The 20,607-nt window shown below is 55.6% G+C and carries 22 protein-coding genes, 1 tRNA gene and 1 pseudogene; 18 read left to right on the top strand and 6 right to left on the bottom strand.

The window, feature by feature from the left end:
• The first annotated feature begins 247 nt into the window (after positions 1-247).
• Both BLU63_RS16455 and BLU63_RS16460 read left to right on the top strand, forming a co-directional pair.
• The gene (locus tag BLU63_RS16455) at positions 248-589 is read left to right on the top strand and encodes a potassium channel family protein (RefSeq protein WP_083375801.1); all 342 of its coding nucleotides are present in this window, start codon (positions 248-250) and stop codon (positions 587-589) included.
• A 75-nt stretch (positions 590-664) separates the two neighbouring features.
• Positions 665-1,033, top strand: a complete 369-nt coding sequence (locus BLU63_RS16460) for a PH domain-containing protein (RefSeq protein ID WP_010457986.1) — start codon at positions 665-667, stop codon at positions 1,031-1,033.
• Positions 1,034-1,475: 442 nt separating this feature from the next.
• Here BLU63_RS16460 and BLU63_RS16465 read toward each other — a convergent pair whose 3' ends face one another.
• A complete protein-coding gene (locus BLU63_RS16465; RefSeq protein WP_083375802.1) occupies positions 1,476-1,784 on the bottom strand; it encodes a DUF3077 domain-containing protein in 309 nt (102 codons plus the stop codon).
• 630 nt (positions 1,785-2,414) lie between these two features.
• Between BLU63_RS16465 and BLU63_RS33810 the strand changes: the two are divergent.
• Positions 2,415-2,594 (top strand): annotated as a pseudogene (locus BLU63_RS33810) (HNH endonuclease); the annotation flags it as partial.
• 36 nt (positions 2,595-2,630) lie between these two features.
• Positions 2,631-3,359, top strand: a complete 729-nt coding sequence (locus tag BLU63_RS16475; RefSeq protein WP_231990895.1) for a DUF3298 and DUF4163 domain-containing protein — start codon at positions 2,631-2,633, stop codon at positions 3,357-3,359.
• A 204-nt stretch (positions 3,360-3,563) separates the two neighbouring features.
• Here the strand turns inward: BLU63_RS16475 and BLU63_RS16480 are convergent, their stop codons facing one another.
• From BLU63_RS16480 to BLU63_RS16495, 4 genes are all read right to left on the bottom strand, one after another.
• A complete protein-coding gene (locus tag BLU63_RS16480) occupies positions 3,564-4,034 on the bottom strand; it encodes a nucleoside 2-deoxyribosyltransferase (protein ID WP_083375804.1) in 471 nt (156 codons plus the stop codon).
• Positions 4,027-5,649 (bottom strand): SIR2 family protein, encoded by a 1,623-nt coding sequence (locus BLU63_RS16485; protein WP_083375805.1) that lies wholly within the window; start codon positions 5,647-5,649, stop codon positions 4,027-4,029. The genes BLU63_RS16480 and BLU63_RS16485 overlap by 8 nt, the downstream gene beginning before the upstream one ends.
• Positions 5,650-5,837: 188 nt before the next feature.
• Complete coding sequence (locus BLU63_RS16490) at positions 5,838-6,167, bottom strand: hypothetical protein (RefSeq protein ID WP_083375806.1); 330 nt, start codon at positions 6,165-6,167, stop codon at positions 5,838-5,840.
• Positions 6,168-6,317: 150 nt separating this feature from the next.
• Positions 6,318-6,402 (bottom strand) — tRNA-Leu (locus BLU63_RS16495).
• Positions 6,403-6,509: 107 nt separating this feature from the next.
• Between BLU63_RS16495 and queA the strand changes: the two genes are divergently transcribed.
• The 6 genes from queA (at position 6,510) to BLU63_RS16525 (ending at position 12,593) form a co-directional block, all read left to right on the top strand.
• Entirely contained in the window at positions 6,510-7,559 is a 1,050-nt protein-coding gene (gene queA / locus BLU63_RS16500; protein ID WP_008025479.1) for a tRNA preQ1(34) S-adenosylmethionine ribosyltransferase-isomerase QueA, read from the top strand.
• 14 nt (positions 7,560-7,573) lie between these two features.
• Positions 7,574-8,689, top strand: a complete 1,116-nt coding sequence (tgt, locus tag BLU63_RS16505; RefSeq protein ID WP_010457900.1) for a tRNA guanosine(34) transglycosylase Tgt — start codon at positions 7,574-7,576, stop codon at positions 8,687-8,689.
• A gap of 43 nt (positions 8,690-8,732) precedes the next feature.
• On the top strand, positions 8,733-9,068 hold the full coding sequence (gene yajC / locus BLU63_RS16510; RefSeq protein WP_007982729.1) for a preprotein translocase subunit YajC: 336 nt from the start codon (positions 8,733-8,735) through the stop codon (positions 9,066-9,068).
• A 63-nt stretch (positions 9,069-9,131) separates the two neighbouring features.
• Positions 9,132-11,000, top strand: coding sequence for a protein translocase subunit SecD (secD, locus tag BLU63_RS16515; protein WP_083375807.1), 1,869 nt, complete (start codon positions 9,132-9,134; stop codon positions 10,998-11,000).
• Between the two features lie 9 nt (positions 11,001-11,009).
• Positions 11,010-11,924 (top strand): protein translocase subunit SecF, encoded by a 915-nt coding sequence (gene secF, locus BLU63_RS16520; RefSeq protein ID WP_010457895.1) that lies wholly within the window; start codon positions 11,010-11,012, stop codon positions 11,922-11,924.
• Positions 11,925-12,044: 120 nt separating this feature from the next.
• A complete protein-coding gene (locus tag BLU63_RS16525; RefSeq protein WP_010457893.1) occupies positions 12,045-12,593 on the top strand; it encodes a glycine zipper 2TM domain-containing protein in 549 nt (182 codons plus the stop codon).
• A 251-nt stretch (positions 12,594-12,844) separates the two neighbouring features.
• On the opposite strand, the gene suhB is transcribed toward BLU63_RS16525, so the two are convergent.
• Entirely contained in the window at positions 12,845-13,663 is an 819-nt protein-coding gene (gene suhB, locus BLU63_RS16530; RefSeq protein ID WP_008053258.1) for a type III secretion system regulator SuhB, read from the bottom strand.
• 145 nt (positions 13,664-13,808) lie between these two features.
• Between suhB and trmJ the strand changes: the two genes are divergently transcribed.
• The 8 genes from trmJ to hscA all read left to right on the top strand — a co-directional run bounded on the left by trmJ (position 13,809) and on the right by hscA (position 20,606).
• Positions 13,809-14,579: a tRNA (cytosine(32)/uridine(32)-2'-O)-methyltransferase TrmJ gene (gene trmJ, locus BLU63_RS16535; protein WP_010457884.1), complete on the top strand. Its 771-nt coding sequence runs from the start codon at positions 13,809-13,811 to the stop codon at positions 14,577-14,579.
• Between the two features lie 2 nt (positions 14,580-14,581).
• Complete coding sequence (cysE, locus tag BLU63_RS16540; protein WP_010457882.1) at positions 14,582-15,358, top strand: serine O-acetyltransferase; 777 nt, start codon at positions 14,582-14,584, stop codon at positions 15,356-15,358.
• 224 nt (positions 15,359-15,582) lie between these two features.
• The gene (gene iscR, locus BLU63_RS16545) at positions 15,583-16,074 is read left to right on the top strand and encodes a Fe-S cluster assembly transcriptional regulator IscR (protein ID WP_007903581.1); all 492 of its coding nucleotides are present in this window, start codon (positions 15,583-15,585) and stop codon (positions 16,072-16,074) included.
• Between the two features lie 50 nt (positions 16,075-16,124).
• The gene (locus BLU63_RS16550) at positions 16,125-17,339 is read left to right on the top strand and encodes an IscS subfamily cysteine desulfurase (protein ID WP_010457878.1); all 1,215 of its coding nucleotides are present in this window, start codon (positions 16,125-16,127) and stop codon (positions 17,337-17,339) included.
• An 84-nt stretch (positions 17,340-17,423) separates the two neighbouring features.
• The gene (iscU, locus tag BLU63_RS16555) at positions 17,424-17,810 is read left to right on the top strand and encodes a Fe-S cluster assembly scaffold IscU (protein ID WP_003443374.1); all 387 of its coding nucleotides are present in this window, start codon (positions 17,424-17,426) and stop codon (positions 17,808-17,810) included.
• A gap of 28 nt (positions 17,811-17,838) precedes the next feature.
• Positions 17,839-18,162, top strand: a complete 324-nt coding sequence (gene iscA, locus BLU63_RS16560) for an iron-sulfur cluster assembly protein IscA (protein WP_007903589.1) — start codon at positions 17,839-17,841, stop codon at positions 18,160-18,162.
• Positions 18,163-18,170: 8 nt separating this feature from the next.
• On the top strand, positions 18,171-18,692 hold the full coding sequence (gene hscB, locus BLU63_RS16565; RefSeq protein ID WP_010457866.1) for a co-chaperone HscB: 522 nt from the start codon (positions 18,171-18,173) through the stop codon (positions 18,690-18,692).
• 51 nt (positions 18,693-18,743) lie between these two features.
• Entirely contained in the window at positions 18,744-20,606 is a 1,863-nt protein-coding gene (gene hscA / locus BLU63_RS16570; RefSeq protein ID WP_083375808.1) for a Fe-S protein assembly chaperone HscA, read from the top strand.
• Position 20,607: the final 1 nt, after the last annotated feature.

The following is a 20,607-nucleotide window of genomic DNA, read 5'->3' on the forward strand; positions in this document are numbered from 1 at the left end:
TGGGCATAAAGGGCAGCTTGCCACGCTGCTATTGATCGAACTGCACCAAAGCGACGTGTTCGGTTCTGCCTACGACTCTCCAGTAAGTCTAGAAGAGCACAAAGCCAAGCGTTTGCTTACCGAATATCTTTCAGATACGCCTTGAGTACGATGAGCGGGCGATCCACCTCGCTTGTGCCAAGCTGAAGGGTGTTGAAGCGCCGAGCATTCGATTGCCGGTCAGGCAAACCCCCAAAGGGCCCATAACATGAACATCGCTCATGCAGCACACGTCCGTCGAGAATTCTATAAAGCCGTCAGGTTCTACTTTCACGTTGTCTGGCCGATTTTTTCCATCCTGCTGTTTTTGATCGTGCTGTTCGGTCTGATCATCAGCTATCTGGAAGGATGGGGTCCTTTTGACGGTATCTACTTCGCGTTCGTGACCGGCCTGACCATCGGTTATGGCGATCTCGTCCCGAAACTGGCCGTCTCACGGGTGCTGGCGATTTTGCTGGGGTTTAACGGGGTGCTGATGACGGCAATATTTGCGGCGATCAGCATTCGGGCGATTGAAAATGCGGTGCGGGCGACAGACCACCTGGAGTAGGGGACGTGGCGGCGTAGTGGGAAATGCGCTATGAAGCCCTGCTCGCGATGTTCATTTGAAAACAGGGAAAGACTGATGATTGATTTCAACAACAAAGGATTCTTCAAGCTCAAGCAAAACGACGAATACGCCGCACGCGTTTCCGACCTTTTGATCGACGGCGAACACGTCATCGACGCTTATAAATCCATGCGCGACGGCGTGGTGTTCACCAACAAACGCATCATCGCCGTCAACGTCCAGGGCCTCACCGGCAGCAAAAAAGACTTCACCTCATTACCCTACAAAAACATCGTGGCGTACTCGGTGGAAACCTCTGGCACGTTCGACCTGGACTCCGAACTGGAGGTTTATTTCTCGTCGCTGGGAAAAGTGAAATTCGAATTCACCGGCAGGACATCCATGGTCGAAATCTCAAAACTGATCTCCCAGCACTTGCTCTGACCTCAACACGAAAAAGCCCCGAAAACTCGGGGCCCCAACTGACTAAACACACATCCAAAGTGGGAGCGAGCCTGCTCGCGAAAGCGCCAGACCAGCCACCATCCACCATCAACGCTTAAAGCTAGCCACTACTTCCCAGCCTCAGCCCCCACCCGCTTAGGTGTCGGCAAAAAACCAGTGTTTTATGTGGCGTCGGCGTAGACATGATGATCAGGCGTCGACAGCATCAATCCTAATCGCGCCCGATCCTCTGATGCTGGCTCAGTCCGGCATTACGTTCGGGCCTTCTTGTTTCTGGAACATGGAAATTGGCTTAACCGCCCCTTGTGGGAGCGAGCCTGCTCGCGAAAAACTCAAGGCAACCACCATTCCCGCTGAATGCCCCAGCCCGCGACCAAACCCGCCCCTACATGCGTTACGCCTGACGTCTAAAAACCAGAAGCTACTCTTCAGCCTCCGCCGCCTGCTTCGACATCGGCGCAACCTTCCGATCCCGCGTCAGCACCTTCACCGCATCATCAACCACCGCCTTACTCATCGCCGTCAAATAATGCGCAGCCCAAGAGTGGCGGTCGGTGTCTGTGGCGTAGGCGGCATCTTCGTTCAGCTTCTTGGCGAGGAAGAGAAAGTCAGAAGCCATGGCTAATGCATCGCCCAGGGGGACGCCGCGAGTGACGTGGAACAGTGGTTGATCAGCGCAGTAAATGGCGGGGGTTAGGCCGATGGTTTTGAGTTCGGGTTGATCGGTCATTTGCCACCTCCGGTGATGGAGAGGCGGTGGGAGAGGGTGGATGGTGGAGCGTTACGCAACTGGGAGTCACGTAGAGGGAAAAGCCAAATTTTGTACGGATTGATGCTGCGCATTATCAGACTCCTTGATATGTGAAGCTGCCGCATTCGTTTCCACACGAATGGGTGACAGCTGTGCGCAGGGTGGAAAACCGGGAATCAAGGAAACCGGCACGCCCGAAGACGTCCCACGCACAGCCGCCATAACTCACGCCGCAGGCATAAAAAAAGCGCCTGATGACGTGTCTGGGGCGCTGTTGCGCCTTGAATTACACGGGTTTCCACACCCGGTCGCTGAATTGGCAGCGACGATGGGAGGGTATCGTGCAGATCCGCTTCTTGCAACCTTCGCAGCCCTACCTTCAAGTTCTGCGGCTGCGCCTACTTCGGGTATCGCAGAAAATAACTCCACCGCTATTTCGGAATCGCTCGACCTCTCTTTTCCTTTTCATCATCTGTACCATCAGAAAACTTAGTCTGCCTCCTTTTTTAAATAGCTATCGCCCGATCTCGACAGCAGCCGAGGGAAGGCGTATTTTTCTTCGATTCCCCATAATTCAATGTTTCGTTGCTTTTTTCAGAGAGGCATCCCTTGGCTAGACCCGCCATACCTGCAGAGATCCGGCGCGCGGTTTTAGTCGAATGTGGCCACCGTTGTGCTATACCCCGATGCAACCAGACTGAACTCGATATACACCACATCGTGCCTTGGGAAACCTGCCAAATCCACGAATACTTGAATCTCATTGCACTTTGCCCTATTTGCCATCGTCGAGCTCACAATGGGGACATTGATCGCAAATCTCTAATGATTTACAAGGAAAATCTTGCTAAGGAGTTCGGCATACACGACAACGGTACTTTCCAAGCAGATGTAATCGAACTCCGGCGTCGAATGAAGGAGGAGAACCACGGTACTCCTGGTTTTTCTTTTCAATTTGACTTTCCTGACTTTCCGTCTGTGGTAGAGCGCATAGTCTCAAGAAACATTGAAGCTTGGGGGTGTGAGCTTCTCGCTTCCTTCCAAGAAGCCCAGGAGAGTAATGACTCCGACGCGAAAGCTGCTGAATATCCGCTATCCCATTTAAAAAACCAGTTGGATGGTCATTATCAAGTTATTCGCCGAGATGATCGGATCATCAGCATCCGGTACACCATTGACTACTATTACTCAGGTGCAGCACATGGAGGGCGGAGTACACGAGTACTCAACTATTTGTTGAAGCCCTTCAACCCAATTACCTTGGAGTATTTGCTTGGTGACATCACCCGCCTACCAAATCTAGCTGACCACATTCGCCAAAAACTGGTAGACACTGGTCGCTACAAGGCAGACTGGCTAATCACGGGAACCGAACCGACTTTGGAAAACTTTTCTCTATTCAACATAGAGCAACACGGCCTCACGTTTACTTTTCCAGAGTACAGGATTGCTTGCTATGCAGAAGGAGAGCAGAGGATATGGTTGAGCTTCTATGAAATCGCCCCTTTCTGCGATCCCAAAGCGATCGCAAGTATGGAGGTTGGAACCTCGTGAGCGCATTTCCTTGGGATGGGGAAGCCAGGTAGAGGATTCTCAGATTTATTATTTTCCGTCCAGATTCCGTCAATATTAAATAACTCCATCCCGTTTTCTTGTTTTTTCTATTATTTGATATTCGATGTGAAAAAAGCGAATTCGCATACTTGGCAGTTAGCAGTCTATGTTTCAAATGTATTTGAATCGCTCCTCTATGTAGATTTAGTCAGTGGTGTCGGTAGAAAATATTTCTGCTTGTTTAAAGTTTTTAGTAAGCCATTTGAAAAGTGTCTCTTCAGAGTCAAAGATTCTTTCGCAGCTCTGTTGTATCATCGGGTTGTTGCCCGTGGGTAAGGCTTGACGTATATCTGTTTTAAAACCAATACAACGTTTACCTGTTGCGTGAGAAAATCCAAGCTCAAATGCGACTCCCTCGTCAATATGAGCTCCATTGAGAATCGCAATTAGCATGTCTGACTCTTTCATCGCTTGTATGTCAGCATCAAATACCATTCTCTCGGCCCTTTCGTGTGGTAGGCCTGCCTTAATCAGGTTGCGTAAAAGTAAACCATCCTCTTGTGGGAGGAAAACGTCGAAGTATTGGCTTAGTTTTTTTGCCATCGATTTGTTGTAGTTTAGTTCCATTTCATTGAATAGTGGTGCTGCCAGATATACACGTTTTTTACTATTCATTTGCTGCAATCTCACTCAGTTTAGCGTCGAGGTCGGCGGGTTCATATGATTGCGAGAAAATTATTCTGGCAACATCTCTTATGACATCAAATTCTTTTCGTTGGGTTGAGTAAATGAACTTAGGGTTGAGGGAGGTGTATAGCTGTTTGCTTTTTTCTTGCAATTCTTCAACCCTGTTTACGGGCCAGCTATATTCTTTGCGTTTATTTATTAATCTTGACCAGATTTCTTTGGGTTCTCCGAGCATGTGTATTATCTCCCCTTTTTCGACTCTTCTTTGCGAGTGTCCAGGGCTGATACCATTAGCGATCATTGAGCGCGCTCGTTCCTTTTCATCTACTTTTACAACGAATGAGAGAGGGTCTAATGGAGATCGGTCAACTAAAAAAACACCTACGGGTTTGCTTCTCAAATAATTGTTTTTCTTTCCGAACTGCTCGTTAGTCCAATCGTCGATAGTGATCGTGATGCACGTTGAAAGTTCTTGCGGTGATAGTGCCATGTCTGAAGGCCTTTCGTCAAACCACTCGTCCAACGTTGTTAAACTTCCAAATTGGCTTAGTGCGGTAGATTTACCTATACCAATGGAACCTACTAAATAGTAGATGTACTTGGTGGGAAGTCCAAGGTTTTCAGACATCTCGATAAAATCGCGCTCTTCGAGATTTATTGCGTATAAAAATTCTTTTATTTCAGAACTGTTTAAAAACAGTGTGATTAGATTGTAGTTGTTGAAATTGGCTTCGAATATAGAGCTTTTATTTGTGATGCGTTCCCCCGGTGCAGTAAATCTAATAAAATAATTGTAGTTTCCGGGGCTGATGGTTGTAGCTTTACGCAGTAAGTGAAGTAGTGTTGAGTCAGTGAGGGAGTGTCTGATTAGAATGCTGGTTTTTTTTGTAAGTACATGCAGAAGGGTTGAAAGGTTGCCTGTTAGTCCTTCTAATAACTGGTCTGCAAAAGAACCATCGGAAAAAACCAAATTTTCGCTTTGAAATTTTTTACTGTCAAAAGGCAAAAAACCATTTGGATGATATATGACTGATTTGTTTTTTGTGAACTGAGAGTGATGGGACCAAATAGTTTGATACGGACGCTCGTGATGAGAAGGGTTCCAGTCAGGTTGGGCTAATCCATATTCTATAAAGTCGTCGAAGTTATAGTTTACTGTTATTTCCGATTTTTTTATGAATTCTATCATTTCTCGAAAATAGGGATGTTGCTCTATAATTGCTCTTCTTTCAATTTCGGTTATATTGGCATAGAGGGATTTGTGAATGATTTCGCGCCAGTCGGAAAGAACCTTTTTCTCTATCAGATAGGTGTTGTTATATTCTGGGATCTGCTCGATTTCCAGTTTTCGATAAGATGAGAACATTTCAAACAGTATTAAAGCTGCCTTTCCTGGCTGATCAGTAACCGCAGACGCTTCGGGGTTTTTTATTATTATTTCTGTTTTTATTGCGTCAAGCAATTTATCCCAAAGCGGTAGATTTAAGTCTCTGCTGATTCCGGCTCCTAATATTAGGCTGGCTCGATTTTTTTCAGTCTGTGATCGAAGTTGGCAAATGTACTTCCAAGCTGCTTTGACATTTTCTGATTTTATTGTCGGCATTTGAATTCCCACTTCCTCATCATATTTATTTGATGATAGCAAAGGCCTAATCAAAATGGGATGTAGTGATGGAAGGCAACACTTTTCTGGTAGGCATCGGTGGAGAAAGCGCACGCGTCAGTTTTCGAGGAGGCTAGACTCCAGACTCGCGTGCAGAGATGTAAGCCAGTTTACGTTTGTCAGGTAATTCACTGAATGTCTTTCAAATAATCCCTAAGCCCAATGACCGGCGCCTCAAACTGCTCCATCGTCCGCGCATTCCTGAAATCAGCAGACAACCGATATAGCTCACGCCCAAGCGGCGTATCAACACCACCTATAGCGTCCATCGCCAAACTGACGCAGCGCGCCACCCGAAACTGAATCCCCTCAATATCTCCCCGACGCACCAACAACCCAAAAACCTCGCGCTCATAATCACTCATGATTGGATCATCCCGCAGAATCGGGCTTTCACCCTCTCGCTCATAAGCAAGCTTGAGGCAGAACAGGGCGACGGTTTCCAGCAGCAGTTCCATGGGGTGAATCCTTGAGAGGGGGCGTACCGGCCAAGAATACGAAGATCAAAAGCTCGCAGCCTTCGGCAGCTACTACACGACAGCGGTAAGCAAGCTCACTTTTCTACAGACGAAAAAAAAGGCCTTGCAAAGCAAGACCTTTCTTAATTTTGGTGCCCCGAGGGAGACTCGAACTCCCACTCCTTTCGAAAACGGATTTTGAATCCGCCGCGTCTACCAATTCCGCCATCAGGGCTCAATGGCGGCGAAGTATAGAGATGAGATTACCGTCGGTCAATCAGGTACATAGAGAATTTTCACTATTTCGGCTAGACTTCCGGCCCCTGCTAGACGAACCCCATCATGCGCGTTGCTGACTTTACTTTCGAACTCCCAGATTCGCTGATTGCTCGCCACCCTTTGGCCGAGCGTCGCAACAGTCGCCTGTTGACCCTTGATGGGGTCAGCGGCGCCCTGGCACACCGTCAATTCACCGATTTGCTCGAGCATTTGCGCCCGGGCGATTTGATGGTGTTCAACAATACCCGGGTGATTCCGGCGCGGCTGTTTGGCCAGAAGGCTTCCGGCGGCAAGCTGGAAATTCTGGTGGAGCGTGTGCTCGACAGCCATCGCGTGCTGGCGCATGTGCGGTCCAGCAAGTCGCCGAAGCCGGGTTCGAAGATCCTGATCGATGGCGGTGGCGAGGCCGAGATGCTGGCGCGGCACGATGCGTTGTTCGAGCTGGGGTTTGCCGAAGAGGTGTTGCCGCTGCTGGATCGCGTCGGGCATATGCCGCTGCCTCCTTATATAGACCGCCCGGATGAAGGTTCGGACCGCGAGCGTTATCAGACGGTGTACGCCGAGCGTCTGGGCGCGGTGGCGGCGCCGACGGCGGGGCTGCATTTCGATCAGCCGCTGATGGAGGCGATTGCCGCCAAGGGCGTCGAGACGGCGTTCGTGACCTTGCACGTCGGCGCTGGCACGTTCCAGCCGGTGCGCGTCGAGAAGATCGAAGATCACCACATGCACAGCGAATGGCTGGAAGTCGGCCAGGACGTGGTCGATGCCGTCGCTGCATGCCGCGCTCGCGGTGGTCGTGTGGTGGCGGTGGGGACCACCAGCGTGCGTTCCCTGGAAAGCGCCGCGCGCGATGGTGTGCTCAAGCCGTTCAGTGGTGACACCGATATCTTTATCTACCCGGGCCGGCCGTTTCATGTGGTCGATGCCCTGGTCACCAACTTTCATTTGCCCGAATCCACGCTGTTGATGCTGGTTTCGGCGTTCGCCGGTTATCCCGAAGCGATGGCCGCTTATAAAGCGGCTGTCGAGCATGAATACCGCTTTTTCAGCTACGGTGATGCGATGTTTATCACCCGTAACCCCGCACCACGTGGCCCTGAGGACAAAGAATGAGTCGCCAAAGTCGTATGTCGTTTGAGTTGCTTGCTACCGACGGCAAGGCTCGTCGCGGTCGTTTGACCTTCCCGCGCGGTACCGTCGAGACCCCGGCGTTCATGCCGGTGGGCACGTATGGCACCGTCAAGGGCATGCTGCCGCGGGATATCGTCGCGACTGGCGCGGAGATCATTCTGGGCAACACCTTCCACTTGTGGCTGCGTCCTGGCACCGAAGTGATCAAGAAGCACGGCGACCTGCACGATTTCATGCAGTGGAAAGGCCCGATTCTGACCGACTCCGGCGGTTTCCAGGTGTTCAGCCTCGGCGCGATGCGCAAGATCAAGGAGGAGGGCGTGACCTTCGCTTCTCCGGTCGACGGCGCCAAAGTATTCATGGGCCCGGAAGAGTCGATGCAGGTTCAGCGTGACCTGGGCTCGGACATCGTGATGATTTTCGACGAATGCACGCCGTACCCGGCCGACGAAGACGTCGCACGGATTTCCATGGAGCTGTCGTTGCGTTGGGCCAAGCGTTCGAAAGAAGCCCATGGCGACAACACGGCGGCGCTGTTCGGTATCGTTCAGGGCGGCATGCACCAGGATCTGCGCATGCGCTCCCTGGAAGGCCTCGACAAGATCGGCTTCGATGGCCTGGCCATTGGCGGTCTGTCGGTGGGCGAGCCCAAGCACGAGATGATCAAGGTGCTGGATTACCTGCCGGGGCAAATGCCGGCTGACAAACCTCGTTACCTTATGGGCGTTGGCAAACCGGAAGATCTGGTTGAGGGTGTGCGCCGCGGTGTGGACATGTTCGATTGCGTGATGCCAACCCGTAATGCCCGCAATGGGCATCTGTTCATTGATACAGGCGTGCTGAAGATCCGAAACGCGTTCCATCGCCATGATGATTCGCCGCTCGATCCGACCTGCGATTGCTATACCTGCCAGAACTTCTCCCGCGCTTATCTGCATCACCTGGACAAGTGCGGCGAAATGCTGGGGAGCATGCTCAATACCATCCATAACTTGCGTCATTATCAAGTGCTTATGGCTGGTTTGCGCGAGGCTATTCAACAGGGTACATTGGCCGCCTTTGTCGATGCCTTCTACGCCAAACGCGGGTTACCTGTTCCGCCTTTGGACTGAGTTTTCTGACCCCAAGATTCAACATTTGCAACTGGAGTGCTAAATGAGCTTTTTTATCTCTAATGCCATGGCTGACGCTGCTGCACCTGCTGCAGGCCCAATGGGCGGCGGCTTTGAGTGGATTTTCCTGGTCGGTTTCCTGGTCATCTTCTACCTGATGATCTGGCGTCCACAGGCCAAGCGCGCCAAAGAGCAGAAGAACCTGCTGAGCAGCCTGCAGAAAGGCGACGAAGTTGTGACCACCGGCGGCATCGCCGGCAAGATCACTAAAGTGGCTGATGATTTCGTGGTTCTGGAAGTTTCCGACACCGTCGAAATGAAGTTCCAGAAAGGCGCCATTGCCGCCACGCTGCCAAAAGGCACGCTAAAAGCGATCTAAGTTTCAACTTCTACTCAATCGACGGGGCGCGCAAGGCGCCCCGCGTCATAAGCGGGCGGCGTGATGCTGAACAAATACCCTCTGTGGAAATACATTCTGATCCTGGCGGTGCTGGCGGTCGGTCTGATTTATTCCGCTCCCAATTTATATCCTGATGACCCGGCCATTCAGGTCAGCGGTGCAAGCACTGCGCTGCAAGTCACTCAGGCTGATCTGGATCGTGTGAGCGTTGCGCTCAAGGAATCCGGGATCAACGTCAAGGCAGCCACGCTGGCGGCCAATGGCAAGGGCGGTCTGATTCGTCTGACCAAGGCTGAAGACCAGCTGCCGGCCAAAGACGTCGTGCGCAAGGCACTGGGTGATGACTACGTCGTCGCGCTGAACCTGGCACAAACCACCCCGCAATGGCTGCGCAGCCTGGGCGCGCACCCGATGAAGCTGGGTCTGGACTTGTCCGGTGGTGTGCACTTCCTGCTGGAAGTGGACATGGACAAAGCCCTCGACGCACGCTTGAAAGTGTACGAAGGCGATGTAAAGAGCCTGTTGCGTAAAGAGAAACTGCGCTATCGCAGCCTGCCGCAACTCAACGGTGCCATTCAGCTGGGCTTCGCTGATGAAGCTTCCCGCGAACAGGCCCGCGCACTGATCCGCAAGAACTTCAACGATTTCGACATTGTTCCGGCCGACCTCAATGGTCAGGCGGTGCTGCGTCTGGCGATGACCCCGGCCAAGCTGGCGGAAATCCGTGAATACTCCATCAAGCAGAACTTGACCACGGTACGTAACCGCGTCAACGAGCTGGGTGTTGCCGAACCGATCGTTCAACGTCAGGGCGCCAACCGCATCGTGGTTGAGCTGCCGGGCGTGCAGGACACCGCAGAAGCCAAGCGTATCCTCGGCAAGACGGCCAACCTTGAGTTCCGTCTGGCGGCTGAGCCGGGCGCTTCGAAAGCCACTTCCGAAAGCTTCGAGTTCCGTGAAGGCAATCGTCCACCGGCACAGATCGAGCGTGGCCTGATCATCACCGGTGACCAGGTGACTGACGCCAAGGCAGGCTTCGGCGAGCACGGCACGCCAGAAGTGAACATCCGTCTGGATGGCCACGGTGGCGAGCTGATGAGTCGTGCGACTCGCAGCAACGTCGGTCGCAGCATGGCGGTGATCTTCATCGAACAGCGCCCGGTCACCACGTACACCAAGCAAATGGTCAACGGCGTCGAGAAAGACGTTGCGGTCCAGACGTTTAAAGAAGAGAAGAAGATCATCAGCCTGGCGACCATCCAGTCGCCGCTGGGTGCTCAATTCCGCATCACTGGCCTGAACGGTCAGGGCGAGTCGTCCGAACTGGCGCTGCTGTTGCGTGCCGGTGGTCTGGCTGCACCGATGTACTTCGCTGAAGAACGCACCATTGGCCCGAGCCTGGGTGCCGACAACATCACCAAAGGTATCGATGCATCGCTGTGGGGCATGCTGTTTGTCTCGCTGTTCATCATCGCCATCTACCGCTTCTTCGGCATCATCGCCACCGTCGCACTGTCGGTGAACATGGTGCTGCTGCTGGCCTTGATGTCGCTGCTGGGTGCAACGCTGACCCTGCCGGGTATCGCCGGTATCGTATTGACCATGGGTATGGCGGTCGACGCCAACGTTCTGATCTTCTCGCGGATTCGTGAAGAGATCGCGGCGGGCATGACCGTACAACGGGCAATCAACGAAGGCTTCGGCCGGGCATTTACTGCGATTCTCGACGCCAACCTGACAACGTTGCTGGTCGGCGGGATTCTCTTTGCGATGGGCACAGGTCCAGTCAAAGGCTTCGCAGTGACCATGTCCCTCGGGATCTTTACCTCGATGTTCACGGCCATCATGGTGACCCGCGCGATGGTCAACCTGATCTTCGGCGGTCGTGACTTCAAGAAGTTGTGGATTTAAGGGGCTGCCATGTTACGTACAATCAACTTCATGGGCGTTCGCAACGTTGCGTTCGGCGTCACATTGTTCCTTACCGTGCTGGCTTTGTTCAGCGTCGCCACCAAGGGCATGAACTGGGGCCTGGACTTCACCGGCGGTACGCTCATCGAGCTGACCTACGAGCGTCCGGCCGATGTCACCAAGGTGCGTGAGCAGCTGGTCACTTCGGGTTATCACGAGGCAATCGTGCAGAGCTTCGGTGCGACTACCGATTTGCTGGTGCGTATGCCGGGTGAAGACCCGCAGCTGGGCCATCAAGTGGCAGAAGCGCTGCTGAAAGTCGGCGGCGACAACCCGGCGACGGTCAAGCGCGTCGAGTTCGTCGGCCCGCAGGTGGGTGAAGAACTGCGCGACCAGGGCGGCCTCGGCATGCTGATGGCGCTGGGCGGTATCCTGATCTACCTGGCTTTCCGCTTTCAGTGGAAGTTCGCGGTCGGTGCTATCGTTTCGCTGATCCACGACGTGATCGTGACCATCGGTATCCTGTCGTTCTTCCAGATCACCTTCGACCTGACGGTGCTGGCGGCGGTACTGGCGATCATTGGTTACTCGCTCAACGACACCATCGTGGTATTCGACCGGGTTCGTGAGAACTTCCGTGTACTGCGCAAGGCCAGCCTGATCGAGAACATCAACATCTCGACCACGCAAACCCTGCTGCGCACCATGGCAACGTCGATCTCCACCTTGCTGGCGATCGCGGCCCTGCTGTTCTTCGGTGGCGACAACCTGTTCGGCTTCTCCATTGCCCTGTTTATCGGTGTTCTGGCGGGTACTTACTCGTCGATCTACATCGCGAACGTGGTGCTGATCTGGCTGAACCTGAGCAGCGAGGACCTGATTCCTCCTGCGGCCACTGACAAGGAAGTCGACGACCGTCCATAACGGCCATCGCTCCTCCAGCTGTCAGCCCAAAAAGGCGCGAGTTGAACTCGCGCCTTTTTTTATGCTCCAAGGCTGGGAGAAGCGCGGGCTTTGCCCGCATGTGATGGTCAGGAGGTTCATGTGAACAAGTCGTTGCTGGTTGGTGCGGTATTGGGTGCTGTCGGTGTAACAGCCGGGGGTGCTGTTGCCACCTACAGCCTGGTTAAAAGCGGCCCTGAGTATGCGCAAGTGCTAGCCGTTGAACCGGTCAAGACACAAATCAAGACGCCACGTGAAGTGTGCAAGGATGTAGCAGTAACCCGGCAAGCTCCGGTGAAAGATCAACACCAGATCGCCGGTACGGTGGTCGGTGCATTAGCCGGTGGTTTGCTGGGTAACCAGATCGGCGGCGGCACGGGCAAGAAGATTGCCACGGTCGCAGGCGCTGTCGGTGGTGGTTATGCGGGCAACAAGGTTCAGGAAGGCATGCAAGAGCGTGACACCTACACCACGACTCAGACTCGCTGTAACACAGTGAATGACATCAGCGACAAGGTTGTAGGCTACGATGTTCGTTATTCGCTGGATGGCAAGGAAGGCAAGGTGCGGATGGATCGTGATCCGGGTAACCAGATTCCGGTCGACAAGGAAGGCAAGCTGGTCCTGTCGCAGAACGAACAGGCTCACTAAAAAACTGCAATTCAGATTCAAAAAGAAGCACCCGGATGGGTGCTTTTTTTGTGCCCACGATTTTAGCGACACAGCAAATCCCCTGTAGGAGTGAGCCTGCTCGCGATTGCAATCTATCAGTCAAAACAGGCGGAGACTGATACATCGCTATCGCGAGCAGGCTCACTCCTACATGGGGTCCGTGGTGCGGCAGGTAAAAATCCCGGGCATAAAAAAAGCACCCCGAAGGGTGCTTTTTTGTGGGCGTTCGCTTAGCGTTTCAGCGAGGCCGGCAGGTGCGGCTGGATCGCCGTCAATACTGCCTTGAAGCACTTGGTGTTGCCTGCAACGACATGGCCTTTCTCAAGGAAGTCGTGGCCACCGGTGAAGTCGCTCACCAAGCCGCCGGCTTCCTGGATCAGCAGGGCGCCTGCCGCCATGTCCCACTCGGACAGGCCCGACTCCCAGAAGGCGTCAAAACGACCGGCAGCCACGTAGGCCAGGTCCAGGCTCGCCGAACCTGCGCGGCGGATGCCGGCGGTCTGGCCTACCAGGGCGCGGAACATGCCCAGGTAGTTGTCGAGGTTGTCCATCTGGTCGTCACGGAACGGGAAGCCGGTACCCAGCAGGGCGCCGTCCAGGCTGGTGCGGCCGCTGACGCGCAGGCGACGACCGTTCAGTTGAGCGCCGCGACCACGGCTGGCGGTGAATTCTTCCTGGCGAACCGGGTCCAGAACAACAGCGTGCTCCAGGCGACCGCGGTATTTGCAGGCGATGCTGACAGCGAAGTGAGGAATGCCGCGCAGGAAGTTGGTGGTGCCGTCCAGCGGATCGATGATCCACAGGTATTCTTCGCCTTCGATCCCGGTGCCGGCGTGCATGCCGGTTTCTTCACCCAGGATCGAGTGATTCGGGTAGGCCTTGCGCAGCGCGTCGATGATTTTCTGTTCGGCGGCGCGATCCACCTCGGATACATAATCCTTGGCGTCTTTTTCGTCGACCTTGATGGTATCCAGGCGCTCGATGGAGCGGAAGATCAATTCACTGGCGCTGCGGGCGGCGCGCAGCGCGATATTCAGCATGGGCTGCATGGATGTGTCACCTAAGGTTGTTAAAGAAAGCCGGGCATTCTATCAGAACTTTTCTACAGGTGAAGGTTGGTGTTCGCTTTCATAGCTTAACGGTAGGATCAACTGTAAGATTCTGCTCCCAAATTTGTGTTCGAGAACGCCTCCCGTGCTGCATAACATTCGTGTCGTCCTGGTCAATACCAGCCACCCCGGCAACATCGGCGGGGCTGCGCGTGCCATGAAGAACATGGGCCTGTCGCGGCTGGTGCTGGTCGAACCGCGGTTGTTCCCGCACCACGAGGCCGATGCCCGTGCTTCCGGCGCCGGGGACATCCTTGAAAACGCGCAAGTCGTCGCCACCTTGGAAGATGCCTTGGTCGGCTGCAATCTGGTGCTTGGCACCAGCGCCCGTGACCGTCGCATCCCCTGGCCGTTGCTCGATCCCCGCGAATGCGGTGTGAAGGTGGTCGAGGAAGCGGCATCGGGTGCCGAGATTGCCTTGGTCTTTGGTCGTGAAGATTCCGGCCTGACCAATGAAGAGCTGCAGCGATGTCATTATCACGTGCACATTCCATCAGACCCTGAGTTCAGTTCGCTGAACCTTGGGGCAGCGGTGCAGGTGTTGAGTTATGAAGTGCGCATGTCCTGGCTCGCGGCCCAAGGCCAGCCGAGCAAGGTCGAGAAGGATGAGGTGGCGTCCACCAAAAGTGGTGAGCTGGCGACCATGGATGAGCTGGAGCGATTCTATGAGCACCTGGAGCAAACCCTGGTGGCCATCGAATTCCTCGATCCGGAAAAACCACGGCACTTGATGGCGCGCCTGCGCCGGTTGTACGGTCGCAGCTCGGTCAGCCGGGCGGAAATGAATATATTGCGTGGCATCCTCACGGAAACCCAGAAAGCGGCCCGTGGCGAGCTTCTAAAGCGGAAGGATTAAAAATGTTCGAGCGTTTGCGTGAAGATATCCAGAGTGTTTTCCATCGTGACCCGGCAGCGCGCAACGCCTTTGAAGTCCTGACCTGCTACCCCGGCATGCACGCCATCTGGATCCATCGCCTGTCATCGGCCCTGTGGGGTATGGGCTGGAAGTGGTTGGCGCGGGTTGTCTCTAACTTCGGTCGCTGGCTGACCGGGATCGAGATTCATCCCGGCGCCAAGGTCGGTCGTCGCTTCTTTATTGACCATGGCATGGGCATCGTCATTGGCGAGACCGCCGAGATCGGCAACGATGTCACCCTTTATCAGGGCGTGACGTTGGGTGGCACCAGCTGGAACAAGGGCAAGCGTCACCCGACGCTGGAAGATGGCGTGGTGGTCGGGGCGGGCGCCAAGGTGCTCGGTCCGTTCACGGTGGGCGCGGGTGCCAAGGTCGGTTCCAACGCCGTCGTGACCAAGGCGGTTCCGGCCGGGGCCACGGTGGTCGGGATTCCGGGGCGGATCATCGTCAAGTCCGATGAAGAGCAGGACGCCAAGCGCAAGGCCATGGCCGAGAAGATCGGTTTCGATGCCTACGGTGTTGGCGAAGACATGCCTGACCCGGTGGCGCGGGCTATTAACCAATTGCTCGATCACCTGCAGGCAGTCGATGGCCGTCTGGAGGGGATGTGCGGAGCGTTGAAGGACCTGGGCAGTAATTACTGTGCGAAAGATCTGCCTGAGCTGCGCGAAGAAGACTTTGCCTGTGTGAAGGACAAGGATCAGAGCCAGGCCAGTTAAATCGCGCCGACCCTTCGCGGGCAAGCCTTGGCGCGACCCCTGTAGGAGCGAGGCTTGCCCGCGAAGAACGATATCGCGGTACTGCTGGCTGTACGCGGCCAGCCTTTGCTATGATGCGCGCGCTCTTTTGCGGGTAATCCTGACTAAAGTACTAGGTCTTATAGTTGACTTAAATACTCGGGAATTGCATACTCGCCCCATTCCGAACTCCGTGGTAATTGTCCATGCGACTGACTACAAAAGGCCGATACGCCGTAACCGCCATGCTCGACCTGGCGTTGCACGCGCAGCACGGGCCGGTGTCCCTGGCCGATATCTCCGAGCGCCAAGGCATCTCCCTGTCCTACCTCGAACAGCTTTTCGCCAAATTGCGCCGCAGCAATCTGGTCTCCAGCGTTCGTGGCCCGGGCGGTGGCTACCAACTGTCCCGCGACATGCAGGGCATCCAGGTCGCCCAGGTGATCGATGCGGTGAACGAATCGGTCGATGCAACCAAATGCCAGGGCCAGGGTGATTGCCATCAAGGCGACACCTGCCTGACCCACCACTTGTGGTGCGATCTGAGCCTGCAGATTCACGAATTTCTGAGCGGTATCAGCTTGGCTGACCTTGTAACTCGCCGTGAGGTGCAAGAAGTAGCCCAGCGTCAGGACCAGCGCCGTTGCAACAGCAAGGCGCCACGCCTGGACAAGATTGAAGCGTCCGCCGTCGAATGACAGCCAGAGAGCAAAGCGGTACGCCAGCCAGCCTGATTAGGAGATAGTCCATGAAATTGCCGATTTACCTTGATTACTCTGCGACCACCCCGGTTGATCCGCGTGTTGCGCAAAAGATGAGTGAATGCCTGCTGGTCGACGGAAACTTCGGTAACCCGGCGTCCCGTTCCCACGTGTTCGGCTGGAAAGCTGAAGAGTCCGTCGAAAACGCTCGTCGTCAGGTCGCTGACCTGGTTAACGCCGACCCGCGTGAAATCGTCTGGACCTCCGGTGCCACCGAGTCCGACAACCTGGCAATCAAGGGTGCGGCGCATTTCTATGCGACCAAAGGCAAACACCTGATCACCACCAAGATTGAGCACAAGGCTGTCCTCGACACCATGCGCCAACTGGAGCGTGAAGGTTTCGAAGTGACCTACCTCGAGCCTCAGACTGACGGCCTGGTTACGCCAGCGATGATCGAAGCCGCCCTGCGCGACGACACCATCCTGGTCTCGGTCATGCACGTGAACAACGAAATCGGCACCATCAACGACATCGCAGCCATCGGCGAACTGACCCGCTCCAAGGGAATTCTGTTCCACGTCGACGCCGCTCAGTCCACTGGCAAGGTCGAGATTGACTTGCAGAAGCTGAAAGTCGACCTGATGTCGTTCTCTGCCCACAAAACCTACGGCCCTAAAGGTATCGGCGCGCTGTACGTCAGCCGCAAGCCGCGTGTTCGCATCGAAGCGACCATGCACGGCGGCGGTCACGAGCGTGGCATGCGTTCCGGCACCCTGGCGACCCACCAGATCGTCGGCATGGGTGAAGCGTTCCGCGTAGCCAAGGAAGACATGGCGGCCGAGAACATCCGTATCAAAGCCCTGAGCGACCGTTTCTTCAAGCAGGTCGAAGGCCTGGAAGAGCTGTACATCAACGGCAGCATGACCGCCCGCGTACCGCACAACCTGAACCTGAGCTTCAACTACGTTGAAGGCGAGTCGCTGATCATGGCGCTCAAGGATCTGGCGGTTTCGTCCGGTTCGGCCTGCACCTCGGCATCGCTTGAGCCTTCGTATGTACTGCGCGCCCTGGGCCGCAACGACGAACTGGCCCATAGCTCGATCCGTTTCACCTTCGGCCGTTTCACCACCGAAGAAGAAATCGACTACGCCGCGCAGAAAGTCTGCGAGGCCGTTACCAAGCTGCGCACCCTGTCGCCGCTGTGGGACATGTACAAAGACGGTGTCGACATTTCGAAAATCGAGTGGGCGGCACACTGATTTCAAGTCGCCGCAAACCGGCCCTGCAAAACCAAGGTTTTCAGGGCTCAAGAGCGACTCTCTGATGAGTGAGGATTAAGAATCATGGCTTACAGCGAAAAGGTCATCGACCACTACGAAAACCCGCGCAACGTCGGCAAGATGGACGCGGAAGACCCTGATGTCGGCACCGGCATGGTCGGCGCTCCGGCGTGCGGCGATGTGATGCGTCTGCAGATCAAGGTCAACGAGCAAGGCATCATCGAAGACGCCAAGTTCAAGACCTATGGTTGCGGTTCGGCGATCGCCTCCAGCTCCCTGGCGACCGAGTGGATGAAAGGCAAGACTCTGGATGAAGCAGAGACCATCAAGAACACTCAGCTGGCCGAAGAACTGGCACTGCCGCCGGTAAAAATTCACTGCTCCGTACTCGCTGAAGACGCTATCAAAGCGGCCGTTCGCGACTACAAGCAGAAGAAAGGCTTGATCTAAGCATTAAGCGACGAGTAAGGAGTCAACGATGGCTATCAGCATGACAGAAGCGGCTGCTCAACACGTGCGACGCTCCCTTAACGGGCGCGGCAAAGGTGAGGGGATTCGCCTGGGTGTTCGCACCACAGGTTGTTCCGGCCTTGCCTACGTGCTGGAGTTTGTCGACGAGGTGGTTGCAGAGGATCAGGTGTTCGAAAGTCACGGCGAGAAAGTGATCATCGACCCGAAAAGCCTGGCCTACCTGGACGGCACCGAACTCGATTTCGTCAAGGAAGGGTTGAACGAAGGCTTCAAGTTCAACAACCCCAACGTGCGCGGTGAATGTGGCTGCGGCGAAAGCTTCAACATCTGAGGCTGCTCGTGGGTACTCCTTGTCATTTCGCTTTATTTGAACTGCAGCCGAGCTTCCGTCTGGATCTCGATCAGTTGGCCACGCGCTATCGTGAGTTGGCGCGCGGTGTTCATCCGGACCGCTTTGCAGACGCTTCCGAGCGCGAGCAGCGGCTGGCGCTGGAGCAATCCGCGAGCCTCAACGAGGCCTATCAGACGCTCAAAAGTCCCCCAAAGCGCGCGCGATACCTGCTCGCTTTGAATGGAGGCGAGCTGCCGCTGGAGGTCACGGTGCATGATCCGGAATTCCTTCTGCAGCAGATGGAATTGCGTGAAGAGCTCGAAGACCTGCAAGACAGCGCCGACCTGGCGGGTGTTGCAGTGTTCAAGCGTCGCCTGAAGACGGCTCAGGATGAACTGAACGAAAGCTTCGCAGCCTGTTGGGATGATGCAGCGCAACGTGAACAGGCCGAACGCCTGATGCGGCGCATGCAGTTCCTCGACAAGCTCACCTACGAAGTGCGCCAGTTAGAAGAGCGCCTCGACGATTAACCCAGTGCCGCTCCGGTCGCACGCCTGATATACAGATAAGTCCTGATAACGATGGCCCTACTGCAGATCGCCGAACCCGGCCAAAGTCCTCAACCGCACCAGCGTCGTCTGGCTGTGGGGATCGACTTGGGCACTACCAATTCGCTGGTCGCTGCGTTGCGCAGTGGTCTTTCCGAGCCTCTGGCCGACGCCGAAGGGCAGGTCATCCTGCCGTCCGCCGTGCGCTACCACGCCGATCGCGTCGAAGTCGGCGAGTCCGCCAAGCTGGCGGCCGCTACCGATCCTTTGAACACCGTGCTGTCGGTCAAGCGCTTGATGGGTCGTGGTCTGTCCGACGTCAAGCAATTGGGCGACCAACTGCCATACCGCTTTGTCGGTGGCGAGTCGCACATGCCGTTCATCGACACGATTCAGGGGCCGAAAAGCCCGGTCGAAGTCTCCGCCGATATCCTCAAGGTGCTGCGTCAGCGTGCTGAAGCGGCATTGGGCGGCGAGTTGGTGGGCGCGGTTATCACCGTTCCGGCCTATTTCGATGATGCTCAGCGTCAAGCGACCAAGGATGCGGCCAAGCTGGCCGGTCTGAACGTGCTGCGTTTGCTCAATGAACCGACCGCAGCCGCTGTGGCTTACGGTCTGGATCAGCATGCCGAAGGCCTGGTCGCGATTTACGACCTGGGTGGCGGTACGTTTGATATTTCGATCCTGCGCCTGACGGGCGGTGTATTCGAAGTCCTCGCTACCGGTGGCGATAGCGCCTTGGGTGGCGATGACTTTGACCACGCCATCGCTGGCTGGATCATCGAGAGCGCCGGCTTGTCCGCCGACCTCGACCCGGGTGCTCAGCGCCATCTGCTGCAAACCGCTTGTGCGGCCAAAGAAGCCCTGACCAATGCCTCGACGGTTGAAGTCGCTTACGGCGACTGGAAAGCGCAACTGACCCGCGAAGCCTTCGATGCGCTGATCGAGCCAATGGTCGCCCGCAGCCTGAAAGCCTGCCGCCGCGCGGTGCGTGATTCCGGCATCGAGCTGGACGAAGTGCACGCTGTGGTCATGGTCGGCGGCTCGACGCGCGTGCCTCGCGTTCGTGAAGCCGTCGCTGAAGCCTTTGGTCGCCAGCCGCTGACTGAAATCGATCCGGATCAAGTGGTGGCCATTGGGGCTGCGATCCAGGCCGATACGTTGGCTGGCAACAAGCGCGATGGCGGCGAATTGCTCTTGCTCGACGTCATTCCGTTGTCCCTGGGGCTGGAAACCATGGGCGGCCTGATGGAGAAGGTGATTCCACGCAACACCACCATCCCCGTTGCCCGCGCCCAGGACTTCACGACTTACAAAGACGGCCAGTCGGCCATGGCGATTCACGTGCTGCAAGGCGAGCGTGAGCTGATCAGCGACTGCCGTTCCCTGGCACGCTTCGAATTGCGCGGCATTCCGGCCATGGTCGCCGGTGCCGCGAAAATCCGCGTGACGTTCCAGGTCGATGCCGACGGTCTGCTCAGTGTCTCCGCTCGCGAGTTGGGTTCAGGCGTCGAGGCCAGCATTCAGGTCAAGCCCTCCTACGGTCTGACCGACGGCGAAATCGCCAAAATGCTCAAGGAATCGTTCCAGCACGCCAACGACGACAAGGTCGCCCGTGTGTTGCGTGAGCAGCAGGTCGACGCCCAGCGCCTGATCGAAGCGGTGCAGGCTGCCCTTGATGTCGACGGTGAGCGCTTGCTCGACGCCGAAGAGCGCATGGTCATCGAGTTGCAGATGCAGGAACTGACCGAACTGATGAAAGGTACCGATGGTTTCGCCATCGAGCAGCAGACCAAGCGTCTGTCGCAAGTGACCGACGCTTTTGCTGCCCGCCGCCTGGACTCAACGGTGAAAGCCGCGCTGGCGGGGCGCAACTTGAATGAGATTGAGGAATAAC

Source organism: Pseudomonas mandelii (assembly GCF_900106065.1).
Lineage (GTDB): Bacteria > Pseudomonadota > Gammaproteobacteria > Pseudomonadales > Pseudomonadaceae > Aquipseudomonas > Aquipseudomonas mandelii.